This window comes from Pengzhenrongella sp., from assembly GCF_036565025.1.
Taxonomy (GTDB): Bacteria; Actinomycetota; Actinomycetes; order Actinomycetales; family Cellulomonadaceae; genus Pengzhenrongella.
The window spans coordinates 1-16,378 of sequence record NZ_DATCNW010000030.1; the positions used below are offsets into that span (position 1 = coordinate 1).

General features: G+C 71.2%; 15 protein-coding genes. 4 read left to right on the forward strand and 11 right to left on the reverse strand.

Features of this window, described 5'->3' with window-relative positions; genetic code table 11:
* The 10 genes from cydD to VIM26_RS01600 form a co-directional block, all read right to left on the reverse strand.
* Positions 1-1,708 (reverse strand): thiol reductant ABC exporter subunit CydD (gene cydD, locus VIM26_RS01555; protein WP_331948551.1); only part of this gene is annotated, 1,708 nt, incomplete at its 3' end.
* A 4-nt stretch (positions 1,709-1,712) separates the two neighbouring features.
* On the reverse strand, positions 1,713-2,780 hold the full coding sequence (gene cydB / locus VIM26_RS01560) for a cytochrome d ubiquinol oxidase subunit II (RefSeq protein ID WP_331948552.1): 1,068 nt from the start codon (positions 2,778-2,780) through the stop codon (positions 1,713-1,715).
* 17 nt (positions 2,781-2,797) lie between these two features.
* A complete protein-coding gene (locus VIM26_RS01565) occupies positions 2,798-4,276 on the reverse strand; it encodes a cytochrome ubiquinol oxidase subunit I (RefSeq protein ID WP_331948553.1) in 1,479 nt (492 codons plus the stop codon).
* A gap of 67 nt (positions 4,277-4,343) precedes the next feature.
* The gene (locus VIM26_RS01570) at positions 4,344-4,874 is read right to left on the reverse strand and encodes an isoprenylcysteine carboxylmethyltransferase family protein (protein ID WP_331948554.1); all 531 of its coding nucleotides are present in this window, start codon (positions 4,872-4,874) and stop codon (positions 4,344-4,346) included.
* Positions 4,875-5,042: 168 nt separating this feature from the next.
* Positions 5,043-5,762: a VIT family protein gene (locus VIM26_RS01575; protein ID WP_331948555.1), complete on the reverse strand. Its 720-nt coding sequence runs from the start codon at positions 5,760-5,762 to the stop codon at positions 5,043-5,045.
* A gap of 190 nt (positions 5,763-5,952) precedes the next feature.
* The gene (locus VIM26_RS01580; protein WP_331948556.1) at positions 5,953-7,446 is read right to left on the reverse strand and encodes a PTS transporter subunit EIIC; all 1,494 of its coding nucleotides are present in this window, start codon (positions 7,444-7,446) and stop codon (positions 5,953-5,955) included.
* Positions 7,447-7,513: 67 nt separating this feature from the next.
* Positions 7,514-8,410, reverse strand: coding sequence for an N-acetylmuramic acid 6-phosphate etherase (gene murQ, locus VIM26_RS01585; protein WP_331948557.1), 897 nt, complete (start codon positions 8,408-8,410; stop codon positions 7,514-7,516).
* Entirely contained in the window at positions 8,407-9,306 is a 900-nt protein-coding gene (locus VIM26_RS01590) for a MurR/RpiR family transcriptional regulator (protein WP_331948558.1), read from the reverse strand. The genes murQ and VIM26_RS01590 overlap by 4 nt, the downstream gene beginning before the upstream one ends.
* Positions 9,303-10,475, reverse strand: a complete 1,173-nt coding sequence (locus VIM26_RS01595; RefSeq protein WP_331948559.1) for an anhydro-N-acetylmuramic acid kinase — start codon at positions 10,473-10,475, stop codon at positions 9,303-9,305. Before VIM26_RS01595 ends, VIM26_RS01590 begins: the two co-directional genes overlap by 4 nt.
* A 5-nt stretch (positions 10,476-10,480) precedes the next feature.
* Positions 10,481-11,824, reverse strand: a complete 1,344-nt coding sequence (locus VIM26_RS01600) for an MFS transporter (RefSeq protein ID WP_331948560.1) — start codon at positions 11,822-11,824, stop codon at positions 10,481-10,483.
* A gap of 184 nt (positions 11,825-12,008) precedes the next feature.
* On the opposite strand from VIM26_RS01600, the gene VIM26_RS01605 reads away from it, so the two are divergent.
* Positions 12,009-12,464 (forward strand): hypothetical protein, encoded by a 456-nt coding sequence (locus tag VIM26_RS01605; protein ID WP_331948561.1) that lies wholly within the window; start codon positions 12,009-12,011, stop codon positions 12,462-12,464.
* Positions 12,465-12,603: 139 nt separating this feature from the next.
* Positions 12,604-13,536 (forward strand): SMP-30/gluconolactonase/LRE family protein, encoded by a 933-nt coding sequence (locus tag VIM26_RS01610; RefSeq protein WP_331948562.1) that lies wholly within the window; start codon positions 12,604-12,606, stop codon positions 13,534-13,536.
* Here the strand turns inward: VIM26_RS01610 and VIM26_RS01615 are convergent.
* Positions 13,455-14,429 (reverse strand): NAD(P)-dependent oxidoreductase, encoded by a 975-nt coding sequence (locus VIM26_RS01615; RefSeq protein ID WP_331948564.1) that lies wholly within the window; start codon positions 14,427-14,429, stop codon positions 13,455-13,457. The two genes, VIM26_RS01610 and VIM26_RS01615, sit on opposite strands and share 82 nt — an antisense overlap.
* A gap of 94 nt (positions 14,430-14,523) precedes the next feature.
* Between VIM26_RS01615 and VIM26_RS01620 the strand changes: the two genes are divergently transcribed.
* Both VIM26_RS01620 and VIM26_RS01625 read left to right on the forward strand, forming a co-directional pair.
* Positions 14,524-14,772: a CopG family transcriptional regulator gene (locus VIM26_RS01620; protein WP_331948565.1), complete on the forward strand. Its 249-nt coding sequence runs from the start codon at positions 14,524-14,526 to the stop codon at positions 14,770-14,772.
* Positions 14,769-15,110, forward strand: a complete 342-nt coding sequence (locus tag VIM26_RS01625; protein WP_331948566.1) for a type II toxin-antitoxin system PemK/MazF family toxin — start codon at positions 14,769-14,771, stop codon at positions 15,108-15,110. The genes VIM26_RS01620 and VIM26_RS01625 overlap by 4 nt, the downstream gene beginning before the upstream one ends.
* Positions 15,111-16,378 lie beyond the last annotated feature (1,268 nt).

Here is a 16,378-nt window from a genome sequence, read left to right on the forward strand (position 1 = left end):
CGGCACGGGCGGGCGCGCGGACCGCCTCGGCCCGCGCCGTCACCTCGACGACGTCGTCGGCGCTGGCCACCAGGCTCGCGCGGTGCGCGATGACCAGCACCGTCCGCCCGTCCGCGCGCAGCCGCTCGACGGCGGTCAGCACGTGCGCCTCGGCGCGCGCATCGAGGTGTGCGGTCGGTTCGTCGAGGACGACGAGCTGGCGGGTGCTCACCAGTGCGCGCGTCAGGGCGAGGCGCTGGCGCTGGCCGAGGGACAGCCCGACGCCGCCCTGGCCGAGCCGGGTGTCCCAGCCGTCGGGCAGCTCGGCGAGCACCTCGTCGAACCCGGTCGCGCGGGCCGCGGCGCGGGCGCGCTCGCCGACCTCCGCGTCGAGTTCGCCCAGCACGTTCGCACGGACCGTGTCCGGGACGATCACCGGCCGCTGCGGGACCCAGGCGACCTGCGCCCACCAGGAGGCCGGGTCGACGTCGGACAGCGAGCTGCCGCAGCCGGTCCGGTCGCCGTCGTGCGCCGCGGTGGGGATGAGGCGGACGGACCCGGCGTCGGGCACCAGCAGGCCCAGCACGAGCGCGGCGGCGGTCGACTTGCCCACGCCGGACGGCCCGACGAGGGCGACGACGCGACCCGGGCGGAGCCGGACGTCGAGCTGGAACGGCGCCCAGGTGGCCCGCCCGGGCGCGGCGACGCTCGCCGAGTCCAGCACGACGTCGGTCCGGCGCAGGTCCGGGGCGGGGCGGGAACCGGCGTCGGGCAGGGGCTGCTCGAGCACGGCGAAGCTCCGGGCCGCGGCGGCGATGCCGTCCGCGGAGGCGTGGAACTGGGCGCCGACCTCGCGCAGCGGCTTGTACACCTCGGGGGCGAGCATCAGCACGGCGAGCCCGGTGACGAGGTCGACCTGCCCGTAGACGAGCCGCATCCCGACGCCGACCGCGACCAGGGCGACCGCGATCGAGGCGAGGAACTCCAGCACCGCGCCGGACAGGAAGGCGACCCGCAGGGTGACCATCGTGGTGCGGGCGTAGGCCCGGCCGAGCTCGCCGACCCGCTTGCCGGGGCCGTGCTCGCGGCCGAGCGCCTTGAGGGTGCCGAGGCCGGCGAGCAGGTCCATCAGCTGGGCGCCCAGGCGTTGCATGGTCTCGAGCCGCTCGCCGGCGAACTGGCTGGTGAGCACCCCGACGAGCCACATGAAGACCGGGATGAGGGGCAGGGTGAAGGTGATGGTCAGCGCCGCGACGAGGTCGAGGTGGAAGACCACCGCGAGCGTCGCGGGGGTGACCGTCGCCGCCAGCAGCAGCTGGGGGAGGTAGCGCACGAAGTACGGCTCGAGGTCGTCCAGGCCGCGGGTGACCAGCGTGACCACCGCCGGGCCCTGCTCCGCCGCGAGCCAGCGCGGCCCGAGGGCGACCGCGCGCGTGAGCACCTGTTCGCGCAGGTCGGCGATGACGTTCGTCGCGGCGCGGTGCGCGGTGGACTCCTGGACCACGAGCACCACGGCGCGCAGCGCGACCACCCCGGCCAGGGCCGGCAGCAGCCGCGCGACGTGCGCCCAGCCGGCGTGCCCGGTGATCACCGGCGCGACGGCGCCCGCGATCAGCAACGCCTGCGCGACGACGAGCCCCGCGGTCACCATCCCGGTGGTGGCCGTGAGCAGGATGTAGCGGCGCGCCGCTCCGGCGTGCCGCAGCAGCCTCGGGTCCAGGGGCAGCACGTCGTTACGGTGCCGCGGGGCCCGAGCCGCCGAACGCTCGGATCCGGGTGGGGTGCAGCCCGACCGGGCCCCCGACGTGCGAGGCGGTGAGCCGCTGCCGAAAGACCCAGTACGTCCAGCCCTGGTACGCCAGCACGATCGGCACCATGATCAGTGCGACGACGCTCATGACCTGCAACGTGGCCGTCGTCGAGGCCGCCTCGTGGATGGACAGCGACCACGCCGGGTTGAGCGAGGACGGCATCACGTTGGGGTACATCACGGCGAAGATGAGCGCCACGGCCGACGCGATCGCCACCGCGTTGAGCGTGAACGCCCAGCCCTCGCGTCCGGCCCGCGTCGCGATCACGACGCCGACCAGGGCGAGCGCGGCGATCACGAGCGGGAGCCAGGAGAACGCGTTGGCGGAGAACGCCAGCTGCGCCCACACGGCCCACACCGCGGCGACGAGCAGGGAGACGACCGCCAGGCGCTTCGCGAGCCGGCCCGCGCGCTCACGCACGTCGCCGTCGGTCTTGAGCGCGAGGAAGACCGCCCCGTGGGTCAGGAACAGGACCGCCGTCGTGACGCCGCCGAGCAGCGTGAACGGGGTGATCAGCGAGAAGAAGCCGCCGGTCAGCTGGCGGGACCCGTCGACGACCTCGATCTGCATGCCCTGCACGAGGTTGGCGAACGCGACGCCCCACAGGACCGAGGGCACCCAGGCGCCGATCGTGTGCGCCCAGTCCCAGCGGTTGCGCCAGATCGGGTCGTCGATCTTCACGCGCCACTCGATCGCGCAGATGCGCACGATCAGTGCCAGCAGGATGAGCAGCAGCGCGAGGTAGAAGCCCGAGAACATCGTCGCGTACCACTCGGGGAACGCGGCGAACGTGGCGCCACCCGCGGTGAGCAGCCACACCTCGTTGCCGTCCCAGAGCGGCCCGATGCTCCGGAGCATGACGCGGCGTTCGGTCTCGTTGCGGGCGAGCGGCTTGAGCAGCATGCCGACGCCGAAGTCGAAGCCCTCGAGGACCAGGTAACCGGTCCACAGGACGGCGAGAAGGAGGAACCACAGGAGCGGGAGATCCATGGTGTGCGTCTTTCAGCTCAGTAGTCGAAGGACAAGGTGGGCACCGGCGCGTCGTCGGCCCGGGGTTCGAGCGGTTCGACACCCTCGCGGGCGTACCGGCGCATCAGGAAGAACCAGACCACGCCCAGCCCGGCGTACAGCAAGGTGAACACGCTCATCGAGGTGAGCACCTCCCACGGGGCGACGACGGTCGAGACGCCCTGCTGGGTGAGCAGGTACACCTGGTCGACCGGGTCAGCGGGGTTGGGGTGGACCACCCAGGGCTGGCGGCCCATCTCGGTGAAGATCCATCCGAACGACGCCGCCGCGAACGGCATCGGCAGCGCGATCAGGCACAGCCGCGAGAACCAGACGCTGTCGGTGATCCGGCCCTTGCGCAGCAGCCAGAGCCCGGCGATCGCGAGGATGCCGGAGAACACGGCCAGCCCGATCATCAGCCGGAAGCTCCAGTAGGTGACCGCCAGGTTCGGGGTGTAGTTGACGTTCTTGCCGTACTGGTGGGCGTACCGCTGGGTGTCCTGGGCCTGCAGGTCGTTGACGCCGGGCAGGTAGCTGTCCGGCCCGCTGAAGTGGCCGGTACCCAGGAACGAGGTCAGGCCGGGCACCTGGATGACGTGCTTGATGCCCTCGCAGCTGTTCGACAGGTCGCCGATCGTGAGCAGCGAGAACGACGCCGACTCCTCGCCCGCGCAGAGCGCCTCGGCGGCCGACATCTTCATCGGCTGCTGCTGGTACATGATCTTGGCCTGGGTGTCGCCCGTGAGCCCGACGCCGGCGCCTGCGAACAGCAGCGTGATCAGGCCGACGTACGCTCCGGCGCGCCAGACGTTGCGGGCCTCGTCCTCGCGGCCGGCGCGGGCCGACCGCACGACCCACCAGCCGCAGATGCCGGCCACCGCGGTGCCGGCGACGAGGAACGCCGAGGTGATCGTGTGCGAGAACGCCGCGATCAGGGTGTTGTTGGTCATGACCGCGATGAAGCCGTGAATGCCGTCGAGCTCGGCGCGGCCGGTGTCGGGGTTGAAGACCGCCCCGACCGGGTGCTGCATCCAGGAGTTGGCGGCCAGGATCCAGTAGGCGGAGACCGAGCTGCCGATGGCGACCAGCCAGATGCAGGTGGCGTGCAGCCACCGCGGGAGCCGGTCCCAGCCGAAGATCCACAGGCCGAGGAAGGTCGACTCCAGGAAGAAGGCCGCGAGGGCCTCCACCGCGAGCGGCGCCCCGAAGATGTCCCCGACGAACCGGGAGTACTCCGACCAGTTCATCCCGAACTGGAACTCCTGGACGATGCCGGTCGCGACGCCGAGCGCGAAGTTGATCAGCAGCAGCTTGCCGAAGAACTTCGTCAGCTTGAGCCACCGCTCCTTCCCGGTGCGCAACCACGCGGTCTGCATGATCGCGACGAGCGGTGCGAGGCCGATCGTCAGCGGGACAAGGACGAAGTGGTAGACGGTGATGATGCCGAACTGCCACCGAGCCAGGTCGAGGGAATTCACGTGTCAGTCCTTCGATGTGCGGGCATGGGCTTGCGGGTGGGGTGGAGCGTTGGGGGTGTCGGGTGGGTCATGGGGTTCGCCGGTCCGCTGGGCGCCGTCGCGGGTGGGGGACGAACCGCGGCGTCGTCGCTGCGTAGCGGGCGTAGCCGGGAAAGCGCGCGGCGAGGCGGGCTTCCTCCCACCGGGCCTTCGCGGTGAGCAGGATGAGCAGCAGCCCGAGCGCGAGCAGCCGGAACCAGCTCCCCGAGGTCGCCGCGAGCGCAACCATGATAAGCAGCAGCCCGCTGTAGATCGGGTGCCGGACGAACCGGTAGAGGCCACCGGTGCGCAGCTGGGCGTGCGCGTTCGGCAGGGGAGTCGGGGTCAGTCCGCGGCCGAGCGTCGTCGCGGCGAGCACGACCACCGCCAGGCCGACGACGGCGGCCAACACCGCGGTCACGACGAGCGCCCCGGGGACCGGCCAGTCGGCGCGGCGGGGGAGGAGGACGACCAGGCCGACCAGCACGAACTGGCCGGCGACCAGCAGGTTTGCGGTCCGGACGTCGGCGTTCGCGGCGTCGTTCGCGCCTGCGGTCGCACGGTCGTCGGACGGGCTCACCTGGTCAGGCTCCTCGGTTCAGGGGACGCCGTCAGCGTAGTGCGGACCGATCGGCAGAAGTCGCGAAGTAGTGCTAGGGAGCGCCGCGAATTGGTAGGGATTGGTCACACTCTGGTGGTGGTCTTGACCTGGCCTTTACCTGGGGCCGATGGGCGACCGTCGGGTCACTCAGATCCCGCTGACTCCCAGGAGCCGTCCTACGCCATAGGTGACGATCATCGCGAGCGCGCCACCCAGGACGATCCGGAGCATCGCTCGCACCCGCCCGGCGCCGCCGGCGGCCGCGCTGCTTCCTCCGGTGATCGCGAGCGCGAGCAGGACCGCGACGAAGGTCACCGGGATCCGCACGCCCGCGGGCGTGAGCCACATCGCGAGGATCGGCAGGATCGCCCCGGCGGTGAACGAGATCCCCGACGAGATCGCGGCGTGGACCGGGTTCGTCAGGTCGTCCGGGTCGAGGCCGACATGCGCGTCGCGGTGCGCGGTGTACGGGTCATGCGCGGTGACCTCGATCGCGGCGGTCCGCGCGGTGGACTCGGACATGCCCCGCGCGCGGTAGATCCCGGCGAGCTGCTCGAGCTCGGCCTCGGGGTGCTCCGCGAGCTTGCGGCGCTCCTCGGCGATCAGGACGCGCTCGGCGTCGCGCTGGCTGCTCACCGAGACGTACTCGCCGAGCGCCATCGACACCGCACCGGCGACGAGGCCGGCGATCCCGGCGGTCAGGATGGGCCCGATCGCCGACGTCGCGCCGGCGACGCCGACCACCAGGCCTGCGGTCGAGATGATGCCGTCGTTCGCGCCGAGCACCCCGGCGCGCAGCCAGTTCAGCTTCGCCGCCGGGCTGGTGCCGGCCGATCCTCCGCGCGAGCGCCGGTCGAGTTCTGTCATGGCTTCGACGATAGGCACGCCCAGCCCCGCGCGCCACGAAGGAAAGCCTGCGCTACCGCCAAGTCCCGCACCCACCGCCCCAACCCGTAACGTCCGAGCGTTGACGTCCTATAGGACGTCAACGCTCGGACGTTACGGGTTGTTGGGTGGCGGGAGGTGCGTGCGGTGACGGGCGCGGTGAGGGGTGTGGTCAGGTCGCGCGGCCTGCGGGAACGAGCTCGGGGACTTCGCTGGCCGGCACCAGTCCGGCGTCGACGGTCTCGTCGGTGTTGAGCTCGGCGAGGCGCTCGGCGGAGAACCCGAAGAACCAGGTGGCGACGAAACCGACCACGTAGGCGGTCAGCAGCCCGCAGGCGTACCCGAGCGCGGCGACGGCCTTGCCGTGGCTGCCGTCGAGCAGCGGGAACAGGGACAGGTCGCTCGCGCCGATCGCGACGGAGCCGATCGTGTACCCGAACTGGTCGAACAGGCCGATGACGGCCCCACCGAACGCACCGCCGACGCAGGCGGTGATGAACGGGCGGCCCAGCGGCAGGGTCACGCCGTAGATGAGCGGCTCGCCGACGCCGAGGAACCCGGCCGGGAGCGCGGACTTGATGGTCTTGGTGATGCTGGTGTTGCGACGCAGCCGGAAGAACACCGCGATCGCGGAGCCGATCTGACCGGCCCCGGCCATGGCGAGCACCGGAAGCAGGATGGTGTAGCCGTTCTGCTCGATGAGGGTCGCGTGGATCGGGGTCAGGGTCTGGTGCATCCCGGTCATGACCATCGGCAGGAACAGCCCGCCGAGCACGAACCCGGCGAGCCCGCCCGCCGTCCCGAGCAGCCACGTCGCGCTGTCGCCGATGAGGATCGAGAGCCCGCCCGCGGCGGTCATCAGGAAGAACAGCGTGGCGAAGCCACCCACGAGCACGGTCAGCGTGGGCACGATGAACAGCGCGAGCACGTCGGGCGCCCAGCGGCGGGCCCAGCGCTCGACGTACGCGCCGAGGATGGCCGCACCGAGCGCGCCGAGCACGCCACCCTGCCCGGGGACGTGCGGCTGGCCGAACACGGTGATGCCCGCGACGCCGGGGAACACGATCATCGCCCCGACGACGCCGCCGAGGATCGGCGTGCCGCCGAACTCCTTGGCCGCGTTCATTGCGACGAACACGGCGAGCAGGCTGAAGAACCCGCTCGCCATCACGCCCAGGTACGGCGTGACGTTGATCAGCCACGGCGCCGACCCGGAGGTGACCAGGTTGGTGAGGATCCCGTTGATCCCGGCGATCAGGCCGCACGCGATCAGGGCGGGGATGAGCGGGACGAAGATGTTCGAGATCCGCCGCAGCGCGTTCTTCACCGGCGTGCTGTTGCGCGCCTTGTTGCCGGCCCGCAGCGCAGCGCCGGCGTCGGCCAACCGCTCCGCGGAGGTGCCCGCCGACCCGCGAGCGGCGGCGAGCCCGACCTGCAGGTCGATCGCGACCTTGTCGACGAGGCCGGGGCCGAGCACGATCTGGGTGTTCTCCCCGGGCATGACGGCGAGCACGTGCTCCGTGGCACGCAGCGCGGCGACGTCGACCCGGTCCTCCTCGCGTACCCCCACGCGCAACCGGGTCATGCAGTTCTCGACGTCGACGACGTTGTCGGCGCCGCCCAGCGCGGTCAGCAGCCGCTGAGCGATCTGTCGTGAATCAGCCATGGTTCTGAGGTCCTCTTCGTTGAGTTCGGCGGTTCATGGAGCACAAGGGGGCAAGGACGGGGAGCCGTCACGCCTCGTCGACGGCCGCGCGCACGAAGCCGCCGTGACGCCCGAGCCGCGCGACGGCGTCGGGGGCGTCGCAGCCGGCGAGCAGCATGACGACGGCGGTCTTCGCGTGGCCGCCCGCGCGGTCGATGGCGGTCGCCGCGGCCTCGGCGTCGGCGCCGGTGGCGGCGCTCACGATGCGGCGGGCCCGGTCGACGAGCTTGGCGTTGGTGGGCCGGACGTCGACCATCAGGTTGCTGAACACCTTGCCGGTGCGGATCATGCTCGCGGTCGAGAGCATGTTGCACACCAGCTTCTGCGCGCTGCCGGCCTTGAGCCGGGTCGAGCCGGTGAGCACTTCCGGCCCGGTGTTGACCTCGATGGCGACGTCGGCGTGCGCGCTGACCTCTGCGTCGAGGTTGCACGAGATGCCGATCGTCGCCGCGCCGACCGAGCGGGCGTAGTCCAGGCCGCCGATCACGTACGGGGTCCGGCCGCTCGCCGCGAGCCCGACCACGACGTCGTCGGGCGTCAGGTGGGCGGTGCGCAGGTCGACCTCGGCGCGCTCGGGGTCGTCCTCGGCACCCTCGACGGCCTGCAGGAAGGCCCGGTCCCCGCCCGCGATCAGGCCGAGGACCTCGGCCGGCTCGGTGCCGAACGTGGGCGGGCACTCGACGGCGTCGAGCACCCCGAGCCGGCCGCTGGTGCCGGCACCGAGGTAGATCAGCCGTCCGCCGCAGTTGCGCGCGCCCACGATCGCCTCGACCGCCCGCTCGATCGCGGGCAGCGCGGCGGCGACGGCGTCGGGCACGGTCCGGTCCTCCGCGTTCATGACCCGCAACAGCTCGGCGACGGTCATGGTGTCCAGGTCGGCCGTCAGGGCGTTGGCGGTCTCGGTGCCTAGTGCGGCGAGCTTCATGTCGGCGGCGTCCGTTTCGGTGGTCGTGCGCGCCCCGGGCGGGGCGTGAGGGCGTCGTAGGTGCGTTGCAGCGCGGACAGGGCACCGGGCAGGGCCCGCGCGACGCCGATGAAGATGCCGTCGACGACGAGCAGCTGGCCGGTCCGGCTCGCCATCGCGGCCGAGCGAAAGCCGAACTCGCGCCCGGCGGTGACCAGCACGTGCTCCGCCTGGTGCGCGAGCGCCGAGCGGGTCGCCCCGGTGATGGCGACCGTGGTCGCGCCGGACGTCCTGGCCTGGGCCAGCGGGGTGACGGTGCCCGGGTTCTCGCCCGCGTGCGAGACGCCGATCGCGACGTCGCCCGGGCCGAGCAGGCAGGCGCTGACCACGCCGGCGTCGTGCTCGGTGTGCGCTCGGCAGTCCAGCCCGATCCGGCTCAGTTTTTGGGTCAGGTCGTGCGCGACCAGCCCGGACGCGCCGATGCCGTACACGTCGATGCGCCGCGCCCCGCAGATCAGGGCGACGACTCGTTCCAGGGTGGCCGGGTCGACGAGCTCCGCAGTCGCGCGGATCTGCTCCGACTCGAACGCCGCGAGCTTGGCCAGCACGACGCCGACCGGGTCGCCCTCGGCGATGTCGGCACCCAGCGGGACGCCGTTGCCGTGCAGCGAGCCGCCGTGCGCGGCCAGCGCGAGGCGCAGCTGCGGGTAGCCCTCGAAGCCCAGGCTCCGCGCCGCGCGGACGACGGTCGCGGCGCTGGTCGCGGCCTGTTCGGCGAGCTTGTTCACGGTGAGGGCGGCGGCACCGGCCGGGTCGGCCTCGATGATCCGGGCGATCCGGGTCTCGGCGGGGGACAGCCCGGGCAGCACCGCCCGGACCCGCGCGGCCAGGTCCACCGGGGAGGGGAGGTCGGTCATGACGACTCGATTCGCAGCGTGGTCGGGACCGCGGTCGCCGCAGAGGTGCGCGGCAGGCCCGCCCGGCCGGGGGTCAGGGACCCCAGCACCGTCGCATGCCGGGCGCCGGTGCACGAGGCAATCGTGCCGGGCAGGCCGTGCGCGGTGCAGAAACCGAGGACGGCGAACGCGTATGCCTCCTTGGCGGCCGACGGCAGGCCCAGCTCGTCGGAGGTGAGGACCTTCGCTTCGGTGAGCTCCTCGCGCAGCATCGCCATCAGGGTCGGGTTCGCCGTGCCGCCGCCGGAGACGATCACCTCGGTCGCCCCGGCCGCGCGGACGGCGTCCGCGACGGTGCGTGCGGTGAGTGCGGTCAGGGTCGCGACGAGGTCGGCGGTCGCGATCGGGGGCGGCCCGGCGAGGATTCCGGTCAGGTAGTCGAGGTGGAACAGCTCCTTGCCGGTGGTCTTGGGCGCCGGCCGGGCGTAGTACGGCTCGGCCAGCAGCCGGTCCAGCAGGTTGGGGTCGACGGTCCCGGCGGCGGCGAGCGCGCCGTCGCGGTCGAAGGACAGCTCCCCGGCGGTCCGGGCCTGAACCGCGGCGTCGATCAGGGCGTTCGCCGGCCCGGTGTCGAACGCGACCGGATCGCCGTCGGCCGCGACCACGGTGATGTTCGCGATCCCGCCGAGGTTCAGTGCGACGGCGGTGCCGGCCCGGCCGCGCAGCCACCACACGTCGAACGCGCTGACCAGCGGGGCGCCCTGCCCGCCGGCGGCCACGTCGCGCGGCCGGAAGTCGGAGACCACGGTGCACCCGGTGCGCTCGGCGATCCATGCGGGCTGGCCGATCTGCAGGGTGCCTCGCACCCGACCGGCGTCGACCCAGTGGAAGACCGTCTGCCCGTGCGAGGCGACCAGCTCCGCCGCGCCGCCGCACAGCTCGGTGTTCGCGAGCTCGGCGACCTCCGCGAAGGCCTGCCCGACGGCGGTGTCCAGCCGGCAGAGCGCCTCGAGCGTGGTCGGGGCCGGTGGCAGCGCGGACGCGATGGCCGCGCGCAGCTCGCCGGGGTACGGGCGGCTGACCAGTCCCAGCGGGGTGACCACGAGGGCGTCGCCCTCGAGGCGCACGTCCGCGGCAGCCGCGTCGATCGCGTCGTAGGAGGTGCCGGACATCAGGCCGATGACGCGCACGGCGGTCAGTCCTGCAGCTCGCGCTGGTGGTCGTTGCCGCGCAGGGTGCCCAGCGCGACCGCGCTGACCGCGCAGGTGATCATCACGTAGTACGCGGGGATGTCCAGGTTCGACGTGCTGGCGATCAGCGCCGTGATGATCAGCCCGGCGCAGCCGGAGAACACCGCGTTCGACAGCGAGTACGCGAGCCCGAGCCCGGTGTAGCGGACCGTCGTCGGGAACATCTCCGCGAGCATCGCCGGGCCGGGACCGGCGATCAGGCCGACCGCCGCACCCGCGAGCAGGACCGCGAAGCCCTTGGCCGCGAGCGAGCCGTCCGGGTCCTGCAGGAGGTTCAGCAGCGGCAGGGCGAGCACCAGGATCGACGCGGTGCCGGACAGCATCACCGTCCGCCGGCCGATCCGGTCGCTGAGCGCACCGGCCGGCAGGATCGTCAGCGCGAAGCCGACGTTGGCGAGCACCGTGGCGACGAGCGCCTGCTGGAAGGTCGCGTTCAGCGAGGTCTGCAGGTACGACGGCATCACGACCAGGAACGTGTACCCGGCGGCCGACCAGCCCATCAGGCGCCCGATGCCCAGCGCGATGGCCCGCGCGACCTCGGCGGCACCCGGGCGCACGACGACGACGGTGGGCGCGGCGCGGCGCGGCGTCGGTACCGGCGACGTTGTCGCGACGGCCCGCTCGAACGCGGGCGTCTCGTCAAGCTTGAGCCGCAGCCACAGCGCGACCAGGCCCATCGGCAGCGCGAGCAGGAACGGCACCCGCCAGCCCCAGCTGGAGAGCGCCTCCGGGCTCAGCACCGTGGCGAGGATCGCGGTGAGTCCGGCGCCGGTCAGCAGGCCGAGGGCGACGGTGAAGGACTGCCACGACCCGAACAGGCCGCGCCGTCCTTGCGGCGCGAACTCGGTCATCACCGAGACGGCGCCGCCGAACTCGCCGCCCGCAGACAGGCCCTGCAGGATCCGCACCAGGGTGAGCAAGATCGGTGCCGCGACGCCGACGCTCGCGTAGGTCGGCAGCACTCCGATCAGGGTCGTGGCGACGGACATCAGCAGGAGCACGGCGATCAGGGTCGGGCGGCGCCCGATCCGGTCCCCGAGGCGCCCGAACAGCGCGGCCCCCACCGGGCGGAAGAAGAACGCGAACGCGAACGAGGCGTAGGTCTTGATCAGGCTCTCGAGGTCGCTGCCACCGGTGGTGCTGAAGAAGTTCGCGGCGATGATCGTGGCGAAGAAGCCGTAGACGCCGAACTCGTACCACTCGATGAAGTTGCCGACCGAGCCGGCGACGAGGGCCCGGCGGTGGCGCGGGGTGGTGATCGTGTTGCTGACGTCCTGCGAGACGGTCATGGAACGGTCCTTAGGGGGTCTGCAACGCTGCCGACGAGGATGAGTAACTTAGTTTCACCGTGAACCGGCAGAAATGTCAAGAGTTGCCGCATCCGTCTGTCCGCTCGCGTGGCCGGGCCCGGGCTCCAGTTCTACGATCGGAGGCAGAGCTCTTCATGCCGCAGCGGCGATGAAAGGAGATCCGGTGCCGAGAGTTGAGTTGGATCTGCAGACGCAGGTGTCGGCGGACCGCGTGCGGGCCGCTCTCCTCGATTTCACCGACAACCGACCCGCCGTGTGGCCGGGAATCGATCCTTCGCTCTATGAGGTCTACGAGGTCCACGAGACCTCGGCGGACATCCGTGAAGGAAGCAGGATGCCCGGGACGAAGATCTGGGCGAAGGAGCACTACGACTGGTCAGCGCCGGACACCGTGACCTGGACCGTGCGCGAGAGCAACTTCTGCGCACCGGGCAGCTACGTGTCGGCGACCATCACCGCGCGGGACGACGGCGGCAGTCACGTCCACGTCACATGGGAGCGGACGCCGACCTCGCTCGTGGGCCGATTCGCGACCTTCGTGATCGTGGTGACCAGGGGAAAGCCGGTCGCTGCCTCTCTCCGGAACGGCCTGAGCTCGCTCGAGAAGGCAGCACACTGAGCTCCGAAAACACCGACCGCGGAACCACCCGGCGCCAAGACGCGCCCTACGGCCGGATCAGCCGCGGGCTGGACAGGTGGTCACGGGCCTTGAAGTAGGGGGTCGTGCGATCGTCACGAACCGTGGCATGGTCGCCACCATGGGCACACCGGACAACGACCTCCTCCGTGCAGGCGCCGCGCTCGAGCAGGTGGCGACCGGCTCCACCTGGTGCGAGGGACCCCTGTGGCTGCCGGCGCTGAAGGTGCTGCGCTGGAGCGACATCCCCGGCAACCGCATCCTCGAGCTCGACCCGGCGACGGGCCGCACCCGCGTGCACCGCACGGACGTCGAGTTCACCAACGGTCGCACCCTGGACCACGACGGGTCCGTGCTGCAGTGCTCGCACGGGCGGCGCGCCGTCGAGCGGGAGGTCGACGGCGCCGTCACGACCGTCGTGGACCGCTGGTCCGGCGGGCGGTTCAACTCACCCAACGACATCGTGGTCGCCGCCGACGGGACCTACTGGTTCACCGATCCGCCGTACGGCATCGTGTTCCCGCGCGAGGGGCACCCGGGGGAGCGCGAGTACGGCGACCACTACGTCTTCCGGTTCGACCCGGCGACCGGCGACGTGCGACCGGTGGTGATCGACGTCGAGGAGCCCAACGGGCTGGCGTTCTCGCCCGACGAGTCGGTGCTGTACGTCTCGGACACCTCCCAGGCGCTCGCGGCCGAGGGCGGCGGGAACCACCACATCCGTGCGTACGACGTGCTCCCAGGCGGGCGGTGCAAGAACGGACGGGTCTTCGCGGTGATCTCCGACGGGGTCTCGGACGGGTTCCGCGTCGACGTGCAGGGCCGGGTGTGGACGTCGGCCGGCAGCTCCGTGCAGGTGTTCGCGCCGACCGGGGACCTGCTCGCGACGATCCCGGTGCCCGAGGTGGTCGCCAACGTCTGCTTCGGGGGCCCCGACGGCACGGACCTCTACGTCGCAGCGACCACGAGCATCTACCGGTTGTCGACCTGCGCGCGGGACGCCGCCGGGTCCTGGGCGGCCGGCGCCTCAGCGACCGGCGCCTCAGCGACGTAGCGGTGCACGACGGCGAGGTCGTCGTCGCCCAGCCCGGCGGCCACCACGTCGTCGAACAGCTCGCGCAGCAGGTCCAGCTGGCGGGTGCGGGTGTTCGTCCGGGCTGCCTCCTCGTGCGCGGCGGCGAGGTCCTTCACCATGAACCTGGCCGCGCCCGACGGCGTGTAGTCGCGCGTGACGACGGCCCGCTGCTTGGTCTCCAGGACCCGCGAGCCGGCGTACCCGCCGCGCAGCAGGGTGAGCAGCGCGTCGACGTCGAGGCCGGCGCGCTCCGCGATCACGGCAGCCTCGGCGATGGCTGTCATGGTCGCGGCGACGATGAGCTGGTTGCACGCCTTGGCGACCTCGCCCGAACCGAGCGGGCCGAGGTGCACGGGGGTGCCCATGGTCGCGAGCACCGGCGTGACGACCCGGACGTCGTCGTCGGCGCCGCCCACCATGATCGACAGGGTGCCGGCGCCGGCGCCCTCAACGCCGCCGGAGACGGGCGCATCGACGAGGCGGAGCAGCCCTTCGGTCTCCTTGGCGACCCGGGAGGCGAGCGTTCGCAGCTCGCCGGGGGAGACCGACGAGCCGACCACGAGGATCGTCGGCTCGCTCACGCCCGCGACGAGCCCGTCCTCGCCGGCCAGCAGCGCCTCGAGCTGCGGGAGGTCGGGCAGCATTACCAGCACCACGTCGCAGGCCTCGGCCAGGATGCGAGGAGTCGCCGCGAGGTGCGCCCCGGCGTCCACGAGCGGAGCCAGCCGCGCGGGCGTGCGGCCGTGCACGAGCACCCGGGTGCCGGGCGGAGCGCCGCGGAGCAGGTTGTGGGTCATCGGGGCGCCCATCGCGCCGAGTCCGATGACGCCGACGGTTCCGGGGAAGCGTTGTACCGCTCGCTGGCTCGACATGCCGCCCAGTATCGCTGGCGTGTCCGATACTCCGGCCGGTCCGCCGGGATTCGATCACCCGAGCATGGTGGTCATACCTGGTTATACTCGCGGGATGAAGACCGCGATCTCGGTTCCTGACGACACCTTCGAGAAGGCCACCCGGCGTGCACGCGACCTCGGAATGAGCCGATCTGAGTTCTTCGCGCGCGCCGCGGTGCGATACCTGGACGAACTCGACGCTGAGTCGGTGACCCGCCAGATCGACCACGCCGTTGATGCTCTGGCGGGTGGCGACGACTCCGCTTCGGACGCCGTCGCCGTGGCGCGACGACTTCTCGGTGACAATCCGGGTGACTGGTGATCGAGCGCGGCGGAATCTACTGGGCGGACCTCGGTGCACCGGTCGGGTCACGCCCGGCCAAGCGTCGACCGGTCGTGGTGATCTCCGCGCAGACGTACAACCAGAGCCGGCTGGCGACCGTGGTGGCACTTGTCATCACGTCCAACACCGAGCTGGCAGCGATGCCCGGCAACGTGTTCCTTCCCTCTGCGGTGACCGGATTGCTTCGAGACTCCGTCGTGAACGTCACCGCCATCGTCACGCTCAACAAGGCGGACCTCACCGAGCAGGCCGGCCTCACCCCCCTCGCCCTTCTGCGCGAGATCGATCGAGGACTCAGGAACTCTCTCGGTCTCTAGAGCGTCCGATGCGTCAAGGTGCGATTCGCGGGCGCCGTCGTCCTCGCCCGGGGCGCGCGCCGACTCGCCCGTCGCTTGGTGCTCTGGGTCGTCGGCGACCTTCAGCCACTTCGCTCGAGAGCCCGGAACAGTCGCTCAGTGCCGTACTCGCCCGGCGCTTAAGTGGCGTTTATTCCGATATCGAAATAAACGCCATTACTCCGATTCTCGGGTTATTCCGATGCCCGCGCCTTCCTGCGCGTCAGAGGCCCGGGACCTTGGCTGACGCGCTCTGGCAACTCGCGCCTGTCGGAATAATCCGGTGCGCGCGCGGTGCCTCTTCCTCTGCCTGACGTTGTCCGCCCATGGTGACGGTGCCGCCATGTTCATCCGAACCGGCGGTCCGGCGGTCCGTCCCGGCCCGGATCCACCCGCACATGCTCCGGCACTCCCGGGCGAGGCATCTTTACCGGGCCGGCATGCCACTGCCCTGCTCACCGAGTGGCTCGGGCACGCCGACCCTGAGACCACACGCTCATCTACGCGCACGCCGACACCGAGATGAAGCGCCAAGCTCTCGAGAAAGCAAACATCACAACAACCCACAACCCCCTCCCGACCCCGCTGTGGCACGGCCGCGAGGACATCATCCAGCGCCTGTGCGGACTCAAGGACTGACACCGGATTATTCCGACAAGCGAAAGTTGCCAGAGCGCGTCGGCCAAGGTCCTGAGCCTCTCACGCGCAGGAAGGAGCAGGCATCGGAATAACCCGAGAATCGGAGTAATGGCGCTAAGCGGTGATTGATCGAGGGCGGACGATGCAGGCCCGATGGGTCCCGTGTGGCAGGCTGGTGGGCCTCCAAATCGCATGATGTGGGACGATCACGCTATGTCTACTACCGATGGCGTGTCGTCCCAAGGGCTCCAGTTTGAGGTCCGGTGGAACCGTCGCTCCAACCGGTGGAACATCCTGTTCCTTTTCCTGGTCTCTCTCGTGTACGTCGCGATCGCCGTTCGCGCCTCGGGCAGTTTCCGTATCGTCGGGGTGGCTGGAACCACCTTCTTCGGGGGCGTGGTGCTCTACGGTGTGGCAGGCGCAAGACGATTTCGGAGAAGTCCCGTGGCCGTTACTATGAATGAAGTCGGCGTGTAACTGGTCAGGTTGTCGTGGGGTGGGGCGGGCTGATCCGCGCGAGGCGCTCATCGCAGTTTGAATAGGCGTCCGATTTGGAAGTATCACCATCTTGGTTGATTGAAAATCGGTTCGTCGTGAATTGTGCGGCGTGT

What these genes read in the sequence shown, in the direction of transcription:
- cydB (WP_331948552.1), bottom strand. Translation starts at nt 2,780, where the DNA reads ATGGATCTCCCGCTCCTGTGGTTCCTCCTTCTCGCCGTCCTGTGGACC.
- VIM26_RS01575 (WP_331948555.1), bottom strand. Translation starts at nt 5,762, where the DNA reads ATGACAGAACTCGACCGGCGCTCGCGCGGAGGATCGGCCGGCACCAGC.
- VIM26_RS01580 (WP_331948556.1), bottom strand. Translation starts at nt 7,446, where the DNA reads ATGGCTGATTCACGACAGATCGCTCAGCGGCTGCTGACCGCGCTGGGC.
- murQ (WP_331948557.1), bottom strand. Translation starts at nt 8,410, where the DNA reads ATGAAGCTCGCCGCACTAGGCACCGAGACCGCCAACGCCCTGACGGCC.
- VIM26_RS01590 (WP_331948558.1), bottom strand. Translation starts at nt 9,306, where the DNA reads ATGACCGACCTCCCCTCCCCGGTGGACCTGGCCGCGCGGGTCCGGGCG.
- VIM26_RS01600 (WP_331948560.1), bottom strand. Translation starts at nt 11,824, where the DNA reads ATGACCGTCTCGCAGGACGTCAGCAACACGATCACCACCCCGCGCCAC.
- VIM26_RS01610 (WP_331948562.1), top strand. Translation starts at nt 12,604, where the DNA reads ATGGGCACACCGGACAACGACCTCCTCCGTGCAGGCGCCGCGCTCGAG.
- VIM26_RS01615 (WP_331948564.1), bottom strand. Translation starts at nt 14,429, where the DNA reads ATGTCGAGCCAGCGAGCGGTACAACGCTTCCCCGGAACCGTCGGCGTC.
- VIM26_RS01620 (WP_331948565.1), top strand. Translation starts at nt 14,524, where the DNA reads ATGAAGACCGCGATCTCGGTTCCTGACGACACCTTCGAGAAGGCCACC.